Source organism: Streptomyces sp. NPDC048606, from assembly GCF_040650855.1.
Classification (GTDB): Bacteria; Actinomycetota; Actinomycetes; order Streptomycetales; family Streptomycetaceae; genus Streptomyces.
In genome coordinates, this window is sequence record NZ_JBEZIB010000013.1 from 1 (window position 1) to 16,833 (window position 16,833).

19 protein-coding genes are annotated in these 16,833 nt (G+C 74.9%); 12 read left to right on the top strand and 7 right to left on the bottom strand.

The genetic code is table 11. The features are described from left to right. Positions 1-297 precede the first annotated feature (297 nt). The gene (locus AB0D01_RS16250) at positions 298-1,062 is read left to right on the top strand and encodes an FAD binding domain-containing protein (RefSeq protein ID WP_363055819.1); all 765 of its coding nucleotides are present in this window, start codon (positions 298-300) and stop codon (positions 1,060-1,062) included. A gap of 96 nt (positions 1,063-1,158) precedes the next feature. Here AB0D01_RS16250 and AB0D01_RS16255 read toward each other — a convergent pair whose 3' ends face one another. After that, positions 1,159-1,650, bottom strand: coding sequence for a hypothetical protein (locus AB0D01_RS16255; protein WP_363055820.1), 492 nt, complete (start codon positions 1,648-1,650; stop codon positions 1,159-1,161). A 187-nt stretch (positions 1,651-1,837) separates the two neighbouring features. On the opposite strand from AB0D01_RS16255, the gene AB0D01_RS16260 reads away from it, so the two are divergent. After that, complete coding sequence (locus tag AB0D01_RS16260) at positions 1,838-2,401, top strand: DUF6817 domain-containing protein (RefSeq protein WP_363055821.1); 564 nt, start codon at positions 1,838-1,840, stop codon at positions 2,399-2,401. Between the two features lie 100 nt (positions 2,402-2,501). Further along, entirely contained in the window at positions 2,502-3,458 is a 957-nt protein-coding gene (locus AB0D01_RS16265) for a DUF1963 domain-containing protein (protein WP_363055822.1), read from the top strand. A gap of 58 nt (positions 3,459-3,516) precedes the next feature. Here AB0D01_RS16265 and AB0D01_RS16270 read toward each other — a convergent pair whose 3' ends face one another. After that, entirely contained in the window at positions 3,517-5,637 is a 2,121-nt protein-coding gene (locus AB0D01_RS16270; protein ID WP_363055823.1) for a DnaJ C-terminal domain-containing protein, read from the bottom strand. 171 nt (positions 5,638-5,808) lie between these two features. On the opposite strand from AB0D01_RS16270, the gene AB0D01_RS16275 reads away from it, so the two are divergent. After that, positions 5,809-6,384 carry a hypothetical protein gene (locus tag AB0D01_RS16275; RefSeq protein WP_363055824.1) on the top strand — a complete coding sequence of 192 codons (576 nt, stop codon included), beginning with the start codon at positions 5,809-5,811 and terminating at the stop codon, positions 6,382-6,384. 66 nt (positions 6,385-6,450) lie between these two features. Here the strand turns inward: AB0D01_RS16275 and AB0D01_RS16280 are convergent, their stop codons facing one another. Continuing rightward, on the bottom strand, positions 6,451-7,509 hold the full coding sequence (locus tag AB0D01_RS16280) for a helix-turn-helix domain-containing protein (RefSeq protein WP_363055825.1): 1,059 nt from the start codon (positions 7,507-7,509) through the stop codon (positions 6,451-6,453). Positions 7,510-7,580: 71 nt separating this feature from the next. Between AB0D01_RS16280 and AB0D01_RS16285 the strand changes: the two genes are divergently transcribed. From AB0D01_RS16285 to AB0D01_RS16300, 4 genes are all read left to right on the top strand, one after another. Continuing rightward, positions 7,581-7,904, top strand: a complete 324-nt coding sequence (locus AB0D01_RS16285) for a cupin domain-containing protein (protein ID WP_363055826.1) — start codon at positions 7,581-7,583, stop codon at positions 7,902-7,904. A gap of 89 nt (positions 7,905-7,993) precedes the next feature. Then, a complete protein-coding gene (locus AB0D01_RS16290) occupies positions 7,994-8,503 on the top strand; it encodes a hypothetical protein (RefSeq protein ID WP_363055827.1) in 510 nt (169 codons plus the stop codon). Positions 8,504-8,591: 88 nt separating this feature from the next. Then, positions 8,592-9,131: a helix-turn-helix domain-containing protein gene (locus tag AB0D01_RS16295; RefSeq protein WP_363055828.1), complete on the top strand. Its 540-nt coding sequence runs from the start codon at positions 8,592-8,594 to the stop codon at positions 9,129-9,131. A gap of 20 nt (positions 9,132-9,151) precedes the next feature. Then, entirely contained in the window at positions 9,152-10,465 is a 1,314-nt protein-coding gene (locus AB0D01_RS16300; protein ID WP_363056012.1) for an MFS transporter, read from the top strand. Here AB0D01_RS16300 and AB0D01_RS16305 read toward each other — a convergent pair. Next, positions 10,434-11,273 (bottom strand): SDR family oxidoreductase, encoded by an 840-nt coding sequence (locus AB0D01_RS16305; protein WP_363055829.1) that lies wholly within the window; start codon positions 11,271-11,273, stop codon positions 10,434-10,436. The genes AB0D01_RS16300 and AB0D01_RS16305 overlap by 32 nt on opposite strands. A 168-nt stretch (positions 11,274-11,441) precedes the next feature. Then, positions 11,442-11,666, bottom strand: a complete 225-nt coding sequence (locus tag AB0D01_RS16310; RefSeq protein WP_356815647.1) for a hypothetical protein — start codon at positions 11,664-11,666, stop codon at positions 11,442-11,444. Positions 11,667-11,936: 270 nt separating this feature from the next. On the opposite strand from AB0D01_RS16310, the gene AB0D01_RS16315 reads away from it, so the two are divergent. From AB0D01_RS16315 to AB0D01_RS16325, 3 genes are all read left to right on the top strand, one after another. Further along, positions 11,937-12,518, top strand: coding sequence for a snapalysin family zinc-dependent metalloprotease (locus AB0D01_RS16315; RefSeq protein ID WP_363055830.1), 582 nt, complete (start codon positions 11,937-11,939; stop codon positions 12,516-12,518). Between the two features lie 188 nt (positions 12,519-12,706). Then, positions 12,707-13,054, top strand: a complete 348-nt coding sequence (locus AB0D01_RS16320; RefSeq protein ID WP_363055831.1) for a VOC family protein — start codon at positions 12,707-12,709, stop codon at positions 13,052-13,054. A 51-nt stretch (positions 13,055-13,105) separates the two neighbouring features. Further along, on the top strand, positions 13,106-13,480 hold the full coding sequence (locus AB0D01_RS16325) for a VOC family protein (protein ID WP_363055832.1): 375 nt from the start codon (positions 13,106-13,108) through the stop codon (positions 13,478-13,480). Between the two features lie 103 nt (positions 13,481-13,583). On the opposite strand, the gene AB0D01_RS16330 is transcribed toward AB0D01_RS16325, so the two are convergent. Beyond that, positions 13,584-14,177, bottom strand: a complete 594-nt coding sequence (locus AB0D01_RS16330; protein WP_363055833.1) for a hypothetical protein — start codon at positions 14,175-14,177, stop codon at positions 13,584-13,586. A gap of 57 nt (positions 14,178-14,234) precedes the next feature. Continuing rightward, on the bottom strand, positions 14,235-14,888 hold the full coding sequence (locus AB0D01_RS16335; RefSeq protein WP_363055834.1) for a TetR/AcrR family transcriptional regulator: 654 nt from the start codon (positions 14,886-14,888) through the stop codon (positions 14,235-14,237). Between the two features lie 179 nt (positions 14,889-15,067). Here AB0D01_RS16335 and AB0D01_RS16340 point away from each other — a divergent pair, with 179 nt between their 5' ends. Beyond that, complete coding sequence (locus tag AB0D01_RS16340; protein ID WP_363055835.1) at positions 15,068-16,804, top strand: amidase; 1,737 nt, start codon at positions 15,068-15,070, stop codon at positions 16,802-16,804. The last annotated feature ends 29 nt before the right edge of the window (positions 16,805-16,833 follow it).

A 16,833-nucleotide genomic window follows, 5' to 3' on the forward strand; every position in this document is an offset into this window, starting at 1 on the left:
CCACCCACCTGCCCGCGCCCCCCCCCGGCCCGCCGGGCGGGCCGGGTGTGTTCCCCCCCCCGCCCGCGCGCGGCCCGTACGGATCTTCCGTACGGGCCGCCTTCGCGCGGTGGTTCGTGCCGGAGCGCGGAACGAAGCGCGCGCCGTCACGAATCGAAGCACGTGGGGGCGCACGACCGGACGACGTGAGCTCTGTACGCGCCCCTGGCCGAACGGCCAAAATGCGCCTGCCGACGGCCTTTTGGCCGGAACGCCACGTACCCCGCCGTCAAGTCACCGGGAAGCAGGTCGGCTGCCGTGCTGCTGCGTTTGCCCACGTCCGTGTCCGAAGCACAGGAGTGCATGGCCGAGGGAGCGGTGCCGATAGGCGGCGCCACCCTGGTGTGGGCCACCTGGCAGCGGGACGGCTTCCCCGCCCAGGCCATGTCACTTCGCGATCTCCCCGAGGCCAACGGGATCGGGGCCGAGACCCTGGGCGCCGCCGTCGTGCTGAACCGCGTGGACGACCGGGTGCCCGAAGTGCTGCGCAAGGCCGCCGCCGGCGTGGGAACCGGAGCCGTGCGCCGCACGGCCACGGTCGGGGGCAACCTCGTCGGCAGCACGCTGCGTTGCCTGCTGCCCGCGGCGCTAGTCCTGGACGCCCGCGCCGTGATCCTCGAACCGGAGGGCGTCCACACCACCGACCTGGCCGAAGTCCTGGCCAAACGCCATCTGCTGCTGAGCCTGGGCTGGCGCACGCCGATCGCGAGCAACCACCACAAGGCGCCGGACGAGGCGGGCGGACCGCCACCCCTGGTCGTGGCGGCGGCCCTGCACCGCGAGGAGGGCGGACAGGGCGGACACCGGCGCCTGCGCGTGGCCGTCCGCGACGAGGGCGAGCTGTTCGGCGGCGGCGTCAGGTGCCACGCCACGGCCGAGGAGGATCTCCGCGCCCTGCGCGAAGGCCGTTTGGCCCGTCTCTCGGACACCGCCTGGGAAGTGGTCCGACGGCAGGTCACGGAGCTGCTGACGCCTCCCGCCGGCGGGCCGCGGACCGGACCGGGGACCGGGAGCGCCGGGTAGGGGGGCGGTTCGCGGGGGAGGGGGCCCACCTCTACGGGCGCGGTCGCCTCGGGGTCGGTGCGGTGCGTCGTGAGCGGCCCGCGCCGGCCCGGGGCGTTACGTCAGCTGCTTCCTCGGCCGGGGGCGGGCGTCCAGGAGCGCCCACCAGGCGTGGCCGTCGTGGTCGAGGTGGGTGCCGCAGGCGTCGACCGTGCGCAGGGCCACGACCTCCGGCGGGACCCGTCCCACCGTGCCCCCCTCGCCGACCCGGTGGTTCAACACCATGACGAGGATCTCGCCCTCCTGATCGGCGAGGTGGACGCTGACGCGCTTGCCGCCGGCCGCCACGGCCGTGTTGACCAGCCCGTGGACGGCCTTGAGGAAGTCGTGCTCGTCCAGCAGCGGACAACCCCACCCGGCGACGGCCAGCGCCGCCTGCCCGGCGGCCTTCCTCGCCGCCCACCGGTCCGCCCGGAACGCCCACACCCTCGCCCGCCGGCTCGTCACCACCAGCCGGGGAGGCACCCCGGTGGCCGACGTCGGCCCCGCCGCCGTCGTGGGGCAACTCGGCGGAACCTCGGGACCCTTGGCTTCCACGACCTCGCTCATACCCCACCACGCTACGCCGCTTCACCACCGCCCCGCACCGGTGTCGACCACAGTGGTCCGCCGCGCACCCGTGCGAAGGGTGCCCGCGCGGCGCCCGGGGCGCCGCGCGGGCACCCCGCCTCCCCGTCCCGTGTCCGCATGCCGGTCCCGTCGTACGCGAACGCGGGCGGATCGTCATGATGGGCCCATGATGCACAGCGACGACGACCAGCACACCGACTCGCCGGCGATAGCCCTGCTCAAGGAGGTCGGAGCGGAGACGACCAAGCACTCCGGCGGCACCCTCCTGGCCCACCTCCTGCGCGTCGAGGCACTGCTCGCCGCGTGGGGTGCGCGGCCCGCACTGCGGACCGCGGCGCTGTGCCACGCCTTTTACGGCACCGACGGACTGCCGCTGGCGCTCCTGGAGCTGTCCGAGCGCGACCGCCTCGTCGAGGCGATCGGTGCGGAGGCGGAGGAGCTCGTGTACTTCTACGCCAGCTGCGACCGCGCGGCCTCCTACCCCACCCTCGCCGCACCGGACGGGGAGCCGGTGACCTTCCGGGACCGCTTCACCGGCGAGGAGTTCACGCCGTCCGCGCAGCGGCGTCGCGACTTCGCCGAGCTGACCGTGGCCAACGAACTGGACCTGGCCAAGGTGAACGAGTCCTTCCGCGAGCGCAACGGGGCGGGCCTGCTGGAGCTGTTCACGCGCTGGGCGCCCCTGCTGTCGGAGGCGACCCGCCGCGAGGTGACCGAGGTCCTCGGCTGACGGCCCGATCCGTGCCCCGGGGAACCGGACCCGGAGCGCCTCGCGGGTCGACGGGGCTGCCCGGCACGGGGTTGTCAGTGGCGCGGGCCATGATCGCCGCATGGACGAGACAGAACGTTTCGACGCGGACGCGGACACGGGCGCAGACGGAGACGCGGACGGGGCCGGCGCCCGTGCCCTGCGCGACATCGCGTACCGCCATCTCGACGAGGCGGCGGCCCGGCGGTGGGGTGCGCTGGTGCGGCCCTCCGTGTGGCTCGCCTCCGAGGAGGAGTCGTGGGGCGCGCGAGGAGAGCCGACGGTGGCCCGCCTGGGCGGGCGGCCCCCACTGTCCGCGGACGTGCCGTGGCCGGCGGACCGCGACGGCGCGCCGATGGCCTTCGTCGCCGCCGTGGACTGCGGGGCGGTGGTGCGCGCCGGCGGGCTCGACCTCCCGTTGCCCTCGCAGGGCGTTCTCGCCTTCTTCGCCTCGACGCCCTTCGCGGAAGACGGCGCGGAGGGCTCCCGCGCGGGTCGGTGCCCGGGCCGGGTCCTCCACCTCCCCGCCGGGACGCTCGACACGGAGCACCCGGCCCCGCCCGCCGTACCCGTGTTTCCTCGTGTCCCCCTGACCGCGTGTCGTGAGCCGAGCGCGCCGTTTCCCGACCATCCGCGCGTCCGAGCGGCCTTCGGCCTGCACACGGCCGAGGAGTTCCACGACCACCCGCTGAACGACCAGTCCTTCGTCGACGAACTCGCCGAGTACGGACACCGCTTCGAGAACCGGATCGGCGGCTACCCGGCGGCCTCGGCCACCGCCGCGTACGAGGCCGGTGCGGGGCCCGCGGCGCACCCGGCGGGAGGCCACCCGCGACAGCCCGGCGTAGAGGAGACCGACGGGGCGGCGCGGTGGGTCGCGCTCGCGCAGTTCCAACGCGACCCCGCGGGCGGCATGTTGGTCGCGCCGCAGCCGGGCGGGACGCGCACCGCCCGCCGGGGCGTGCTGCTCTGGCTGATCCGCCCCGAGGACCTCGCCCGGCGGGCCTTCGAGGAGGCCGTCCTGTTCCGCGCCCCGTGAACGGGACGCACCGCCCCGCCGCGTGCCCGCCCCCGGGTCGGCGTGCGCGCCGCCCCGGTCAGCGGGACCGGCCGCGGACCCTGATCCGCAGGTAGAGGTCGCCCGTCGAGCCGGACAGCGCGCCCGTGTCGCCCTTCCCCGGGACCCGGAGCCGGTCGCCCTGGCGCACCCCGCCCCGGACGGCCACCTTGACGGTCTCCTGCGCGGGGGCGACGCCGTGTCCGGAGCAGCCCGGGCAGGGCGTCGGGGTGACGGCGCCCAGTCCCAGGCAGCGCAGGCAGTGGTCGAGCCCGCGTACGTACCCGGCGCCGCGGCAGGGCTCGCAGCGGTACCAGGCCGCGGTGCGGCGGCGCTCCTCGGGGATGCCCGCGCCCCGGCACCGGCCGCAGGTGACCAGCCGGGTCGTGACGACCTCCCGTACCCCGCCGGCCAGGGCCCGGCGCGGCCACAGCGTCAGCGTCTGTTGCGTGTCCGCGCCGGGGCGGGCCGGGTTCGGCGGGCGCAGTTCCAGGAACCGGCGCCGGGAGCGCAGCGCCCGGCGGTACTCCGGTCCGTCCTCCACGGTCGTGTCGGCCGTGGAGGCGCTGATCCCCCGGAAGGTGACGGTCAGGTAGAGGTCGCCGGGCAGTCCGCCCCGTCGGCCGGGCTCGCCCTTGCCGGTCAGGCGCAGACGCTGGTTCTCCCGCAGCCCGGCCGGCACGCGGACGTCCAGGGTGGCCGGGACCCGCCCGACGTCGCAGGCCGGGCAGGGCGTCGCGGGCAGGGCCGTGCGCCCGCGGCAGCCCTGGCACACGCCCCGGCTGCCGTACCGGAAGCCGGTGAGGCAGCCCGCCGGACAGCGCCGACCCGGGCCGCTGCCCGGAGCGGCGCCGGTGCCCCCGCAGTCGAAGCACGGCTGGTCGGTGGTCATCCGGGTGACGGTGCCGCGGGCGGCCTCGTCGAGGCCGAGCGGCAACAGGAGCGTACGGTCCGGCCCGCGTTCGGGTCCGACGTCCGCGGTCCCGGGGGAGAGGTGACGGCCCAGCGCCCGCTCCCGCCACAGCGCCCGCCGGTCCGGGCGGGACAGCCCCGTGGGGGTGCTGGGCTGGAGGGCGAACAGCCTGCGCGGCGGCCGTACGGGCGCCTCCTCACCCGTGCCCGCGGGCGTGTCCCGGTCCCCCGGGCGCACCCGGGTCCAGGGGCGGGTGCGGGAGGCGCCGCCCGCACCGGCCCGGGGGTCGAACCGGGTCCTCGTCGACTCCCGCGAGAGCCGCTCCCCGGCCGTTTCCGCGTCCCGGTCCTCGGCCGCCAGCCGCTGGATGCGTTGGATGCGCCCGACGATGTCGCCCGCGATGTCGCGCGGCAACCACGGCTCCCCGACGGGGACGGTCACGTCGTTCGGCCCCGCCGTCCCGGCCGGACCGCCGCGCCGGTCGTCGATGCGCCGCAGCAGCTCGGACAGCGGCGGGCGCGCCTCCGGCGTGGCGTCGAGGCAGGCGCTCACCAGCGCCCTGCGGTGCGGGTCGAGCCCGTCGAGCAGGGGGGTGGAATTTACGGTGCTCGCCCCGTACGCGTGCCGGCCGGTGCCGGCGTACGCGAGGACGGCGCCCAGCGCGAAGACGTCCGAGGCGGCCACCGCCTCGTGGCCGAGCTGCCGTTCCGGCGCCATGTAGCGCAGCGTGCCGATGGCGCCGCCCCGGGTCAGGCCCGTTTCGTCGGCGGTGCGGGCGATCCCGAAGTCGATCAGCCAGGGCCGGGTCTGGTCCAGCAGGACGTTGGCGGGGGTGAGGTCGCGGTGGAGCACCCCGACCTGGTGGACCCCGAGCAGGGCCTCGGTCAGGCCCCGGGCCAGCAGCCACCAGCTGTACCCGGGCAGGGGTCCGTGCGCGGCCACGGCCTGCCCGAGGTCCGGGCCGGCGACGTACGCCACGGCCAGCCAGGGCACCTCGGCGTGGGGGTCGGCGGCCAGGATGGGCACCACGCCGGGGCCGCGCACCTTCCACGCGGCCCGTACCTCGCGGGCGAACCGTTCACGGTGCACCCGGTCGCCCGCGAGCGCGGGATGCACCATCTTGACGGCGAGGTGGCGTCCGCCGTCGTCCCGCGCCAGGTAGACCCGCCCCATGCCGCCCGCGCCGAGTCGGCGTACCACCCGGTACCCGCCGACCTCCCGCGGATCGTCCGCCTCCAGGTCCTTCAACAGTCCCCCGCCCGCTCTCGTGCCCCGTGCCCGTGTCGCCCGCGCGTCGGCGGGTCCTCACACGGGTGCCAACTCTAGTTCCCGACGGCGGTGTGATGTCCGCCTGTTCGACAGCCCTGTCCAACGGCGCTTTTCGGCCAGACAATGGGGGGAAGGCCGGAAAGGACATCCATGACCATCGAACTCCCCGACGTCGCGCACCGCCCCGAGAGCCGGGCGGAGCAGACCGTCACGGCCCTCGACACCCGCGTGGACGCGGACTGGGCGCTCCACACGGCCGTCCACGGCGCGCACGACCTGATCGCCGAGAACCACGAACGGCGCGCCCGGGCCGTACACGCCGCCGCCATGGGGCTGGGACCGGCCGGCTGCGCGGCGTCCGCCGGGGTGTCCGAGGCGCTGCTGGCGAGCTGGCGTGCGAAGAGCCCGGTGTTCGACGCGGCCATGGCTTCGGCAACGGCGTTCGCGTCCGTGGAGAAGGTCGCCACGCCCGGCCGGCTCAGCGGCATGAGCCTGGGCCTCCTCCTCCAGGTGGTGGCCCGCGGTACGGCGATGGCCAAGGCGGTCGGTGTGGTGGGTCTCACGGCCGAGCAACTGCGGCGCCTGCGCGAGCGCAACCCGGACGTCGACCAGCTGGTCCGCGCGGCGATGGGGCAGTCGTTCTCCCGGCGGGCGGCGACCCGCGGCAAGCGCACGTCCCACTACCGGCTGATCGAGCGGCAGGCCGGCCGCGGCCGCCAGGGGTAGGCGCGACGCGACGCGCGCGGGGGTGGACCCGCGCGGTGGACGACGCGGTGGGCCGCACCCCCGGCGTCACGCCTGGACCTCGTACGCCGTCGCGCCGCGCGCGGCCGGCAGGGAAGACGGGGCCGACGGGGAGGACCGGGAGGCCGGGTGGGTCCCGTCGGCGCGCGTGCCCGCCGCGTGGAGCCGGAAGGAGCGGCGGTAGGCGGCGGGCGTGGTGTGCACCAGGGCCCGGAAGCGCCTGCGGAGGTTGGCCGCCGAGGACAGTCCGGTCCTGGCCGCGATCGTCTCGACGGCCAGATCCGTCTCCTCCAGGAGGGTCCGGGCCGCCATGACCCGCTGCCGGAGCAGCCAGTTGCCGGGGCTGGTGCCGAGCTGCTCGGCGAACCTCCGGGCGAGCGTGCGTGCGGAGACGGCCCCGACCGCGGCGAGGTCGTCGACGCCCAGCGGCTCGTGCAGACGCCGCGCGGCCCAGTCCAGTACGGGTGCCAGCGAGTCGGGGACGCGGTCGGAGAGGGGCGGCGTCGCGTACTGGGCCTGCCCGCCCTCGCGATGGGGCGGCATCACCATGTGCCGGGCGACCCGGTCGGCGTAGGCGGCGCCGTGGTCGGTACGGATCAGGTGCAGGCACAGGTCGACGCCCGCGGCCGTGCCCGCGCTCGTCGAGACGTCGCCCAGGTCGACGTAGAGCACGTCCGGCTCGACGCGGACCCCGGGATGACGGGCGGCGAGTTCGTCGGCCATGCGCCAGTGGGTGGTCGCCCGGCGGCCCTCCAGCAGCCCGGCCTCCGCGAGGAGGAAGGCGGCGGAGCACAGGGCGACGATGTGCGCACCGCGCTCGTGCGCCCGCCGCAGCGCGTCGACGACACGGGGCGGGGCGGCGCCCGCGCGCCCCACCCAACCGGGGACGACCACCGTCCGGGCACGCTCCAGGGCCGACAACCCGTGGGCCACCGCCATGTCGTAGCCCGCCAACGTCGGCAGGGGACCGGGCCGCTCCGCGCACACCTCGAACGTGTAACGGGCCGGCAGACCGGGGCGGTCCAGCCCGAACACCTCGGCGGCGCAGGCCAGTTCGAAGGTGGACTGCGGAGGCAGGAGGAGGCACACCACGTGGTGAAGGCTCATGGCAGGAAAGTACCCCTCCGCGTCAATCCGGACTCTGGGGCGAAGGGGGAACGGCCGCGAGCATGTTCTCCATGACCCGAGCAGCATCCGACGGCGTGCGGATCGTCCACGTCGAAGAGATCGAGGCGACCGAGGTCGCCCCCGGCATCGTCCGCAGGCCCCTGGCCGCCACCGCGTGGGCGCGCGGCTGGGTGTACGACTTCGCCCCGGGCGCGCGATGGCCCGAAGAGGACGTGCACGACACCGAGGAGCGCTACTACGTGGTGTCCGGCGAGTTCATCGACTGCGGCCGGCGCCTCCCGGCCGGCAGCTACGTCGTCTTCGCACCGGGCAGTACGCACCGCCCCCGCACGGAGACCGGGGCGCGCATGATCGGCATCACGATCCTCGGGTGACCGACCGGCGGCCCCCGGCCCACGCCCACCCGCCGCCCCGCACGCCCGTCCCCGCCCCCACCCCCCCCTGGCGAAAGGATCCTCCTCTCGTGTTCGGCACACTCCTGCTCATCGCCGTTCCCGCCCTGTCGTTCAGGCTGCTGGGCGCCTTCGGCGTCCGACGGTTCGCGACCTGGAGGGTGTCCGTCCTGCACGGCCTGGCGGTCATGCTGGTGTTCACGGCGAGCGCGCACTTCGTGCCCTCCGGCCCGCTCCCGATGCCCGGCCATCAGGACCTGGTCGCGATGGTTCCGCCGTTCGTGCCGTTCCCCCGCCTCGCGGTGTACGCGACGGGCGTCCTGGAACTCCTCGGCGCCGCCGGGCTCGTCCGGGAGGCCACCCGGCCGATGGCCGGGCTCGCCCTCGCCGTGCTGTTCGTCCTGCTGCTCCCGGCCAACGTCCACGCGGCGCTGGCGCACGTCCCGCCGGGCGGCGAGCCGGCGACGCCGCTGTGGTTCAGGGTTCCCGAGCAGGCGCTCTTCATCGGCGTCGCGCTGTGGGCCTATCTTCCGACCCGTTTCGCGGCAGACCGTCGACGGTCAGGCGGGCTCCCGGCGTAGGGGCGCGGGCGCGGGTTCCGGGCGCCGGATGAAGTCCGTGCGACCGACCCCCTTGCGCAATGGTCAAGAAGTGTTGACCATTGGGGGCATGCCAACCGATGATCTTCCCGAGACGTTTCACGTCACCACGGACGAGCAACTGCGCGCCGTCTCCAACCTCACCCGCCACCGGATCATGGCCGTGCTCCGCTTCGAGCCCGCGACCATCACCCAGATCGCCGAACGCGTGGGCCTCGCCAAGGGCAGTTCCAGCTACCACGTGCGGCTGCTGGAGCGGGCCGGACTGGTGAAGGTCGTCCGCACGCGGAAGGTCCGGGGGGTCACCGAGCGGTACTACGCCATGGCCGCGCGGTCGATCGAGCTGCCGGACCCGGGCGAGGGCGGCCCGGACGTCCTGATGCGGCACGCGGTCGCCGACCTGGAGGCATCACCCGCGCGGGCCGAACGGCACGTGCGCATGGCGCACCTGCGGCTCACCGACGAGCAGTTCGCGGAGCTGGGGGCGCGCCTGGAGGCCCTCGCGGACGAGTACCGCGCACTGTCCGACCCCGCGCTGGCGGACGCGTCGCTCGTGTTCGCGCTGTTCCACCCCGCGACGGGCGACGACGCCGAAGGGGAGGCCAAGTGACCCGAGACCCGAAGAAGAAGATGCCGGCCGGGTTCGGCCGACTGTGGACGGCGCAGACGGTGTCCTCCCTCGGAGACGGGGTGACCCACGCCGCGCTGCCGCTGATCGCGCTGACGCTCACGCGCGACCCGATGGCACTCGCCGTCGTCGCGGCCGCCGGAACGCTGCCGTGGCTGATCTTCGGGGTGATCGGCGGCGCGCTGGTGGACCGCTGGGACCGTCGGCGCACGATGTGGGTCGCGGACGCGGCGCGCGCGGCGCTGCTCGTCATACCGGTGGGGGCTGCCGCGCTCGACGCGCTGAGCGTCCCCCTGCTCGCGGCCGTCGCCTTCCTCCTCGGCCTCGGCGGCCTCTTCTTCGACACGGCCGCCACGGCCTACCTCCCGGACCTGCTCGGCCGCGACCCCGCGCTCCTGGAACGCGCCAACTCCCGCCTGCGCGGCACCCAGACCGCCGCCTCCGGCTTCGCCGGGCCGCCCGCGGGCAGTGCGCTGCTCGCGCTCGGGCGGGCGGTCCCCCTGCTCGCCGACGCGGTGTCGTTCGCGCTCTCCGCCCTGCTCGTACGGTCGCTGCCCGCAGCCCCCCGACCCGTGCCGCAGGCCCGCGAGTCGCTGCTGCGACAGGCGCGCGCCGGCGCCTCGTACGTGTTCCGCGACCGGCTGTTGCTCGGCCTCGCGCTGCGTCCGGCGGTCGGCAACGTCGCCTTCCTCGCCGTGGAGACCGTCCTCGCGCTCTTCGCCCACGAGCGGCTCGGCGTCGGCGCCCTCGGCTTCGGCCTGCTCCTCACCGCGGAGGCCACCGGCGGCCTGCTCGGCGCGGGCATCGCCTCCTTCCTCGGCCGACGCCTCGGCACCGGCACCGCGCTGACCTGCACGGCCGCGATCGAGGGACTCGCCATCCTGGGCCTCGCCGCCGCCCCCGACGCGTACGTCGCCGGCCTCGCGCTCGCCGTCTGCGGCGCGGGCATGGGCGCCACGATGGTGCTCGCCCCCTCCCTGCGCCAGGCGATCGTCCCCGCCCACCTGATGGGCCGGGTCGCCTCGACCTCCCGCATGCTCTCCATGTGCGCCGCCCCGTTCGGCGCCTTCCTCGGCGGCTGGTTGGCCACCGCCCACGACGTGCGCACCCCGCTCTACGCCGCTGCCGGGCTCCTCCTCGCCATGACCGCCGTCACCGCGACGATGACCGGCAACCGCCGGGTGGAGGCGGCGCTGCGCGCCGCCGCCCCGGAGCCTGCGGATCCCGTCCGGGAACGTGTCGCCGAGGGCGCCGAGGGCGCCGGGGTCGTCGCCGGTCCTCGCGTCAGTGCGACGGCGGGGGAGGGCTCTGCGTGAGGATCCGGGCCGCGGCGAACTCCTCGCGCCAGGCCTCCTCGGCCACTTCCAGGTAGCCGTACGCGTCCTCGCCGACCGGGATCCGCAGCGGAGTGGGACCCTCGGCCGCGACGATCCCCAGGACCCGCGCCGCGAAGTCCTCGGGGCGCCCGGTCTCCGGGTGGTCCGCGAGGCCCCGCGCGCCTTCGAGCATCTCGCGGTTGGTCACGTCGTAGGCCGGGATCCGCCGGTGGGCCTCCCGCATGGACGTGCCGTAGCGCGTGGCGAACATGCCCGGCTCGATCACCGTGACGCGGACGCCGTGCGGGGCGCCCTCCACGGCCAGGGCCTGGCTCATGCCCTCCAGCGCGTGCTTGCCGGCGACGTAGGCGGCCAGCCCCGGGAACGCCATGCGGCCCACCACGGAGGAGACGTTGACGATGTGCCCGTGGCCCTGCGCGCGCATCAGCGGCAGGACGAGGCGGGCGAGCCGCCACGGTCCCACCACCAGGGTCTCCAACTGGTCGCGCAACTCGGCGTCCGACACCTCCTCGACGGCGCCGAACAGCCCGACGCCCGCGTTGTTCACGAGGACGTCGATGCCGCCGAGGCGGTCGGCGGCGAACCGTACGGCCTCCTCGCAGGAGGCGGCGTCGCGCAGTTCGAGCGGGATCGGCACGATCCGGCCCGGCCAGGAGGCGGCGAGGTCCTCCAGAGCGGCGGTCTTGCGCGCGGTGACCGCCAGTTCGTCCCCGGCCCGCGCCGCGGCCGTGGCCAGGGCGTGGCCGAGCCCCGAGGAGCATCCCGTGATCAGCCAGCGTCGTCCCATCGTTCCCCCGTGACCGTCGAGCCGCTTCGGATGTGGTGGTGACGGTCATGGTCGAGGTGCGAGGGCGCGCGGTCATCACCTCGCGCGGGGGCGTGCGGAGGCGCGCGGGCGCACACGTGCGAGCATGCCGCGCGCCCCACGCGTGCCGAGGCCCCGGCCCGGCCGCCCTCAGACGGCTTCGGTGGCGAAGAGTTCCAGGTGGGAGCAGTGCGGGCAGCGGTAGGCCTCGATGCGGCGCCGGGGTCGACCCAGCCGCTTGGCACCCCCGAACAGGCCGCGCTCCAGGGGCCCGGCGATCCAGCGGGCGTACCCCCGAGCCCCCTCGCCGGCGTCCTCGACGAATCCCGGCTCCAGGCCGACACCACCGCAGTACGTACATCTCATCGCGTCCACCGGGCGAGTCTACGAACCGTCCCGCCGCCCACCCCGAAGAGGGCCGGGCGCGCGGACCCGGCGGCCGCCCGCTGAGCGGGCACCGGCCGGAGTGCGCGACGGAAATGGCCGGCATGCGCATGACGTGTCGGTGAATTCCGGGGCTACGTTCTTAGGGCTCCGGAGGGGCGGCCGTCCGAACGCACGCGCCACGGACGGGCGGTGACGGCGTCTCCGGTGCCCCGGCTCCGTCGAGGCGCCGGGTCCCCCACACCATGAAGGAAGACGACCATGACCCTGGGCACCTGGCTGAGAGTCGGAACCTCCGCCGCCGCGCTGGTCCTCGCGGCGGCCACCGCCGCGACCGCGGCACCCGCACCCGCACCCGCACCGGCGGACACCAACGCGGCGGTCGTGACGCTCCGTTACGACGACAGCCGTGCCGTCGGCTGGGAAGCGGCCGTCACGGCCGGCGTCGCCACCTGGAACGCGAACGTCGGCAACGTACGGCTGGTGAAGGCCGCCCCCGGCGTCCGGGCCGAGATCGTCATCGTGGCCACCACCGGCTGGCCGCAGGCCACCCTCGGCCCGGTCCGTCCGGGCCGACAGGTGCGGGTCGAACTCGGCTCGCAGGCCGTGAGCCAGGGGTACGACAAGACCCGCATCGCCGCGCACGAGCTGGGCCACAGCCTGGGCCTCCCGGACACCAAGCCCGGGCCGTGCTCGCAGCTGATGTCCGGATCCAGCGCGGGGACGGCCTGCACCAACGCGGTGCCCAACGCGACCGAGCGATCTCGTGTGCAGAACGCGTACGCGAACGGCCTCGCCGCGATCGTGCCGATGGACGGCAGGGTGCTCGTCGACGCCCCCTGACCGGCGGCGTCGTCCGCGTCGGCCGCCGGGCCGGCGCGGGGCCCGGCCGGGGCGTGACTCCCGGAGGGCGCCCGCGCCGGCCCACCGCCGCGCCCGAACGGCGGGTCGAAACCGTGTGCGCGGACCGGCGTGCCGTAGTACTCCTGGGGGAGTCCCACAGGTGCCCCCCACTCGATCGGAGTCGTCGGATGGCCGTACGCCGTGTCGTGCCCAACGTTCAGTCGCAGGCGGTGCGGGAGAGCCGGGAGTTCTACGGCCTGCTGGGGTTCGAGGAGGTCATGAACCACGGCTGGATCATGACCCTCGCCTCGCCCTCCCATCCGGCGGCGCAGATCAGCTTCATGACCGCCGACCTGACCGCGCCGGTCGCACCGGACCTGAGCGTGGAGGTGGACGACGTGGACGCGGCCTACGCGCTCATGCGGGAACGGGGCGCCGAGATCGTCCACCCCCTGCGGGACGAGGAGTGGGGGGTCCGACGCTTCTTCGTCCGAGACCCCAGCGGCCGCGTCATCAACGTACTGTCCCACCGCTGACACCGGTCGGAAGCGTGGTTCGTGGCGGTCGGCGGGCGCATAATGCACCGCATGACTCAGTCGTCTCCTCACCGACACCACGCCCTCGACTACGTGGAACTGACGGTCACCGACCTCGAGCGGGCCAAGCGCTTCTACGCCGACGCGTTCGGCTGGGAGTTCAACGACTACGGGCCGGGCTACGCCGGCATCCGGGGTGCGCGGGACGAGGGCGCTGGGGAGGTGGGCGGTCTGTGCGCAGGACCCGAGGCGCGGGCGGGAGGACCGTTGGTGCTGCTCTACTCCTCGGACCTGGACGCGTCGGTCGAGGCGGTGCGGAAGGCGGGCGGTCGCGTCGTGAACGGGCCGTACGGGTTCCCCGGCGGGCGCCGGTTCCACTTCGCCGACCCGAGCGGGAACGAACTGGGCGTCTGGGCCGAAGCGTAGTTCCGTTCAGCCCCACGCCGGCAGGGCGGTGCGGGACAGGCCGGCTGCCCCGTCGCCGCCGCCCCGGGTGTACCCGCGCCGCGTCGTCGACGGGGTTTCGGGTCTACGCGCGGGCTCTGGTCAGGTGGTCGTGGCACGCTTCGACGGCGCGCGCGATGCGGTCGTCGTCCCCGGCCTCGTCCGACGCCAGGAGGGTGCCGGCCGTGTTCATCGCCTCCCAGAATTCCACCGTCCCGCGGCATCCCGCGCCGCGGGGACCGGAGTGCGCGAGGGACAGGAACGCCTCGGCCGGCTCGGCTTTCATGAACCGGCGCGACAGGCTCAACGCATGGCCGCCGCCCAGGCCGCCGGACGCCCTGACGGCGGCACTGAGCAGACGGCGGATCTCCTGGCCGCGTTCGTCCAGCGGGCGGGGGACGTCGAACGCCCCGACCAGTTCGAGGAGTTCCCCGCACGCCTCCTCCTCTCCCGCCTCGAAGTCCCGCAGGAACGCGTGGCGGCTCCGGGGGCCGAGCCGCCTGTCCACCTCCTCGGCACTCACGCCGAGCGCCAGGCAGACGGCCCGCGCCGCAGCCGGCCAGTCGGTCGACCGGGCGGCCAGCTCGGCGAAGACCGCGACGGGTGTGGCACCCGCCCGTAGCCCCTCGCCCGCCGCTTCCACCAACGCGTCGGTCACGCCCGTCACTTCGTCCGCCATGTTCCCTGCCCCCGTTCCCGTCGGAACCCGACCCTGGACCTTCGCCACCGCGCGTCGTCAGGGTCGGTCGGTGGGGCGCAGTTCGCGTTCGAGGGCGGACAGGGCGAACGCGTGCGCGGAGGTGTGCTGCCAGCGGGAGCGTCCGAACATCACGTCCTCGGCGAGCCCGCTCAGCATGGCCACGGCCCGGATGGTGAACCCGGGCAGGTCCACGTCGGCGAACTGCCCCAGGTCCCGGCCCTCGCGCACGATGGCCTCCAGGCGCTCGTCCCAGCCGTCCAGGAGCTCGGTGAGGACCTGGCGGCCCGCCTCGTCGTGGCGCTGGGCCAGGACCTGCGTCCACAGGGCGTAGCGTTCGTCGCCCTGGTGGCGGGGCAGGTAGGAGCGGACGAACAGGTCCAGCTTCTCGGCGGGGGAAGAGGCCTGCTCGGCGGCCTCCTGGAGCCGGCTCCACAGGTCCGCCTGGCTCCACGCGAGGACTTCCAGCAGCAGCCGGTCCTTCTTGCCGAAGTGGTAGTGGATGTGCCCGGTGCTCATCCCGGCCCGCTCGGCGATGTCCGACATCCGCAGGGCCGCCGCGCCCTTCTCGGCTATGACGCTGACGGCGGCCCGCATCGCCCGACCCCGCGCCTCGTCCCCGCTGGGCTGGCGCTTCCTGTCGATCGGCGTCGGGGCCGCGGAGCGCGAGGGCCCGGTCTCTGACGTCGCCATGAGCTCACTTTCGGTAACGGGATCCAGGCTCCAAGTCTAGGTTCCGAAAATCTAGATTCTTGACCTAGACTGAAAATCAAGTCAGCCTGATGGAGAAGGCGCCGCCCCTCGGTCGCCCCTCGGCCGGCCTGACGCCCCACGGCTCGCCCGTCCGACCCGACCACCCTGGAGACACCCGCATGACGCGTGGATTCGATGTAGTGGAGACCTGTATCGCCGACCTGCGCGCGGCGCTGGAGAAGGGCGAGACCACCGCCGTCGGGCTGCTCGACGCCTATCTCGCGCGGATCGACGCCTACGACCGGCCCGGCACCGACACCGCCCTGAACGCGATGGTCGTGATGAACCCGGACGCCCGCGCGGAAGCCGAGGCCTCCGACGCACGCCGCGCGCGCGGCGAGACGCTCGGCCCGCTGGACGGCATCCCCTACACCGCCAAGGACAGCTACCTCGCCAAGGGCCTCACCGCCGCGTCCGGCTCCCCGGCCTTCGAGCACCTTGTCGCCCAGCGCGACGCCTTCGCCATCGAACGGCTGCGCGCCGGCGGCGCCGTCCTCATCGGCCTGACCAACATGCCGCCCATGGCCAACGGCGGCATGCAGCGGGGCGTGTACGGCCGTGCGGAGAGCCCGTACAGCGCCGACTGGCTGACCAGCGCCTACGGCTCCGGCTCCTCCAACGGCTCCGGCACGGCGACCGCGGCGTCCTTCGGCGCCTTCGGCCTCGGCGAGGAGACCTGGTCCTCGGGCCGGGCCCCCGCCTCGAACAACGCGCTGTGCGCCTACACGCCCAGCCGCGGCGTGATCTCGGTCCGCGGCAACTGGCCGCTCGTACCGACCATGGACGTCGTCGTGCCGCACACCCGCACCATGGCCGACCTCCTCGAACTGCTCGACGTCCTCGTCGCCGACGACCCGCACACGCGCGGGGACCTGTGGCGCGCCCAGCCGTGGGTGGCGCTGCCCGCACCCTCGCAGGTGCGCCCCGCCTCCTACCCGGCCCTCGCGCCCGCCGGCGCCGAGGCCGCGTCCGGCGCGCTCGCCGGCAAGCGCGTCGGCGTACCCCGGATGTACATCAACGCCGACCCCGACGCCGGAACCAACCCCGACGGTGGCATCGGCGGCCAGACCGGGCAGCGCATCGACACCCGCCCCTCGGTCATCACCCTGTGGGAAGCGGCGCGCCGCGACCTGGAGGCCGCCGGCGCCGAGGTCGTCGAGGTCGACTTCCCCGTCGTGTCGAACTACGAGGCCGACCGCCCCGGCGCCCCCTCGCTGCTCACCCGCGGACTCGTCAGCCGCGAGTACCTCACCTTCGAGATCGAGGACCTGTCCGCCTGGGCCTGGGACGACTTCCTGCGCGCCAACGGCGACCCGGCCCTCTCCACCCTGGCCGAGGTCGACGGCACCCGCATCTGGCCCAAGGAGGAGGGCGAGCTGCCCGACCGCTACGACGGCTTCGACGACACCATCGGCGACTACCCGCGCTTCGTGCGCGAGCGCCCCTACGCCTCCCTCACCGACATGCCGCGGCTGGAAGAGGGGCTGCGCGGGCTGGAGGAGACCCGCCGGGTCGACCTGGAGCTGTGGATGGACGGGCTGGGCCTGGACGCGGTCGTCTTCCCCGCGGTCGCCGACGTCGGCCCCGCCGACATGCACGTCAGCGAGGCGTCCGCCGACCTCGGCTGGCGCAACGGCGTCTGGGTCGCCAACGGCAACCTCGTCCCCCGCCACCTCGGCATCCCGACCGTGACCGTACCGATGGGCACCATGGCGGACATCGGCATGCCCGTCGGGCTGACCTTCGCGGGCCGCGCCTACGACGACAACGCCCTGCTGTCCCTGGCCGCCGCCTTCGAGAAGACCGGCAGCCGACGCACGGTGCCGCCGCGCACGCCGCGTCTGTCGGGGGAGTGAGTCGACCGGAGCCGTCCGGCCGCCGTTCG

Bases quoted from the DNA above. Each gene is read 5' to 3' on its own strand.
- AB0D01_RS16255 (WP_363055820.1), bottom strand. From the start codon at position 1,650: ATGAGCGAGGTCGTGGAAGCCAAGGGTCCCGAGGTTCCGCCGAGTTGC.
- AB0D01_RS16260 (WP_363055821.1), top strand. From the start codon at position 1,838: ATGATGCACAGCGACGACGACCAGCACACCGACTCGCCGGCGATAGCC.
- AB0D01_RS16265 (WP_363055822.1), top strand. From the start codon at position 2,502: ATGGACGAGACAGAACGTTTCGACGCGGACGCGGACACGGGCGCAGAC.
- AB0D01_RS16275 (WP_363055824.1), top strand. From the start codon at position 5,809: ATGACCATCGAACTCCCCGACGTCGCGCACCGCCCCGAGAGCCGGGCG.
- AB0D01_RS16280 (WP_363055825.1), bottom strand. From the start codon at position 7,509: ATGAGCCTTCACCACGTGGTGTGCCTCCTCCTGCCTCCGCAGTCCACC.
- AB0D01_RS16285 (WP_363055826.1), top strand. From the start codon at position 7,581: ATGACCCGAGCAGCATCCGACGGCGTGCGGATCGTCCACGTCGAAGAG.
- AB0D01_RS16295 (WP_363055828.1), top strand. From the start codon at position 8,592: ATGCCAACCGATGATCTTCCCGAGACGTTTCACGTCACCACGGACGAG.
- AB0D01_RS16300 (WP_363056012.1), top strand. From the start codon at position 9,152: ATGCCGGCCGGGTTCGGCCGACTGTGGACGGCGCAGACGGTGTCCTCC.
- AB0D01_RS16305 (WP_363055829.1), bottom strand. From the start codon at position 11,273: ATGGGACGACGCTGGCTGATCACGGGATGCTCCTCGGGGCTCGGCCAC.
- AB0D01_RS16315 (WP_363055830.1), top strand. From the start codon at position 11,937: ATGACCCTGGGCACCTGGCTGAGAGTCGGAACCTCCGCCGCCGCGCTG.
- AB0D01_RS16320 (WP_363055831.1), top strand. From the start codon at position 12,707: ATGGCCGTACGCCGTGTCGTGCCCAACGTTCAGTCGCAGGCGGTGCGG.
- AB0D01_RS16325 (WP_363055832.1), top strand. From the start codon at position 13,106: ATGACTCAGTCGTCTCCTCACCGACACCACGCCCTCGACTACGTGGAA.
- AB0D01_RS16330 (WP_363055833.1), bottom strand. From the start codon at position 14,177: ATGGCGGACGAAGTGACGGGCGTGACCGACGCGTTGGTGGAAGCGGCG.
- AB0D01_RS16335 (WP_363055834.1), bottom strand. From the start codon at position 14,888: ATGGCGACGTCAGAGACCGGGCCCTCGCGCTCCGCGGCCCCGACGCCG.
- AB0D01_RS16340 (WP_363055835.1), top strand. From the start codon at position 15,068: ATGACGCGTGGATTCGATGTAGTGGAGACCTGTATCGCCGACCTGCGC.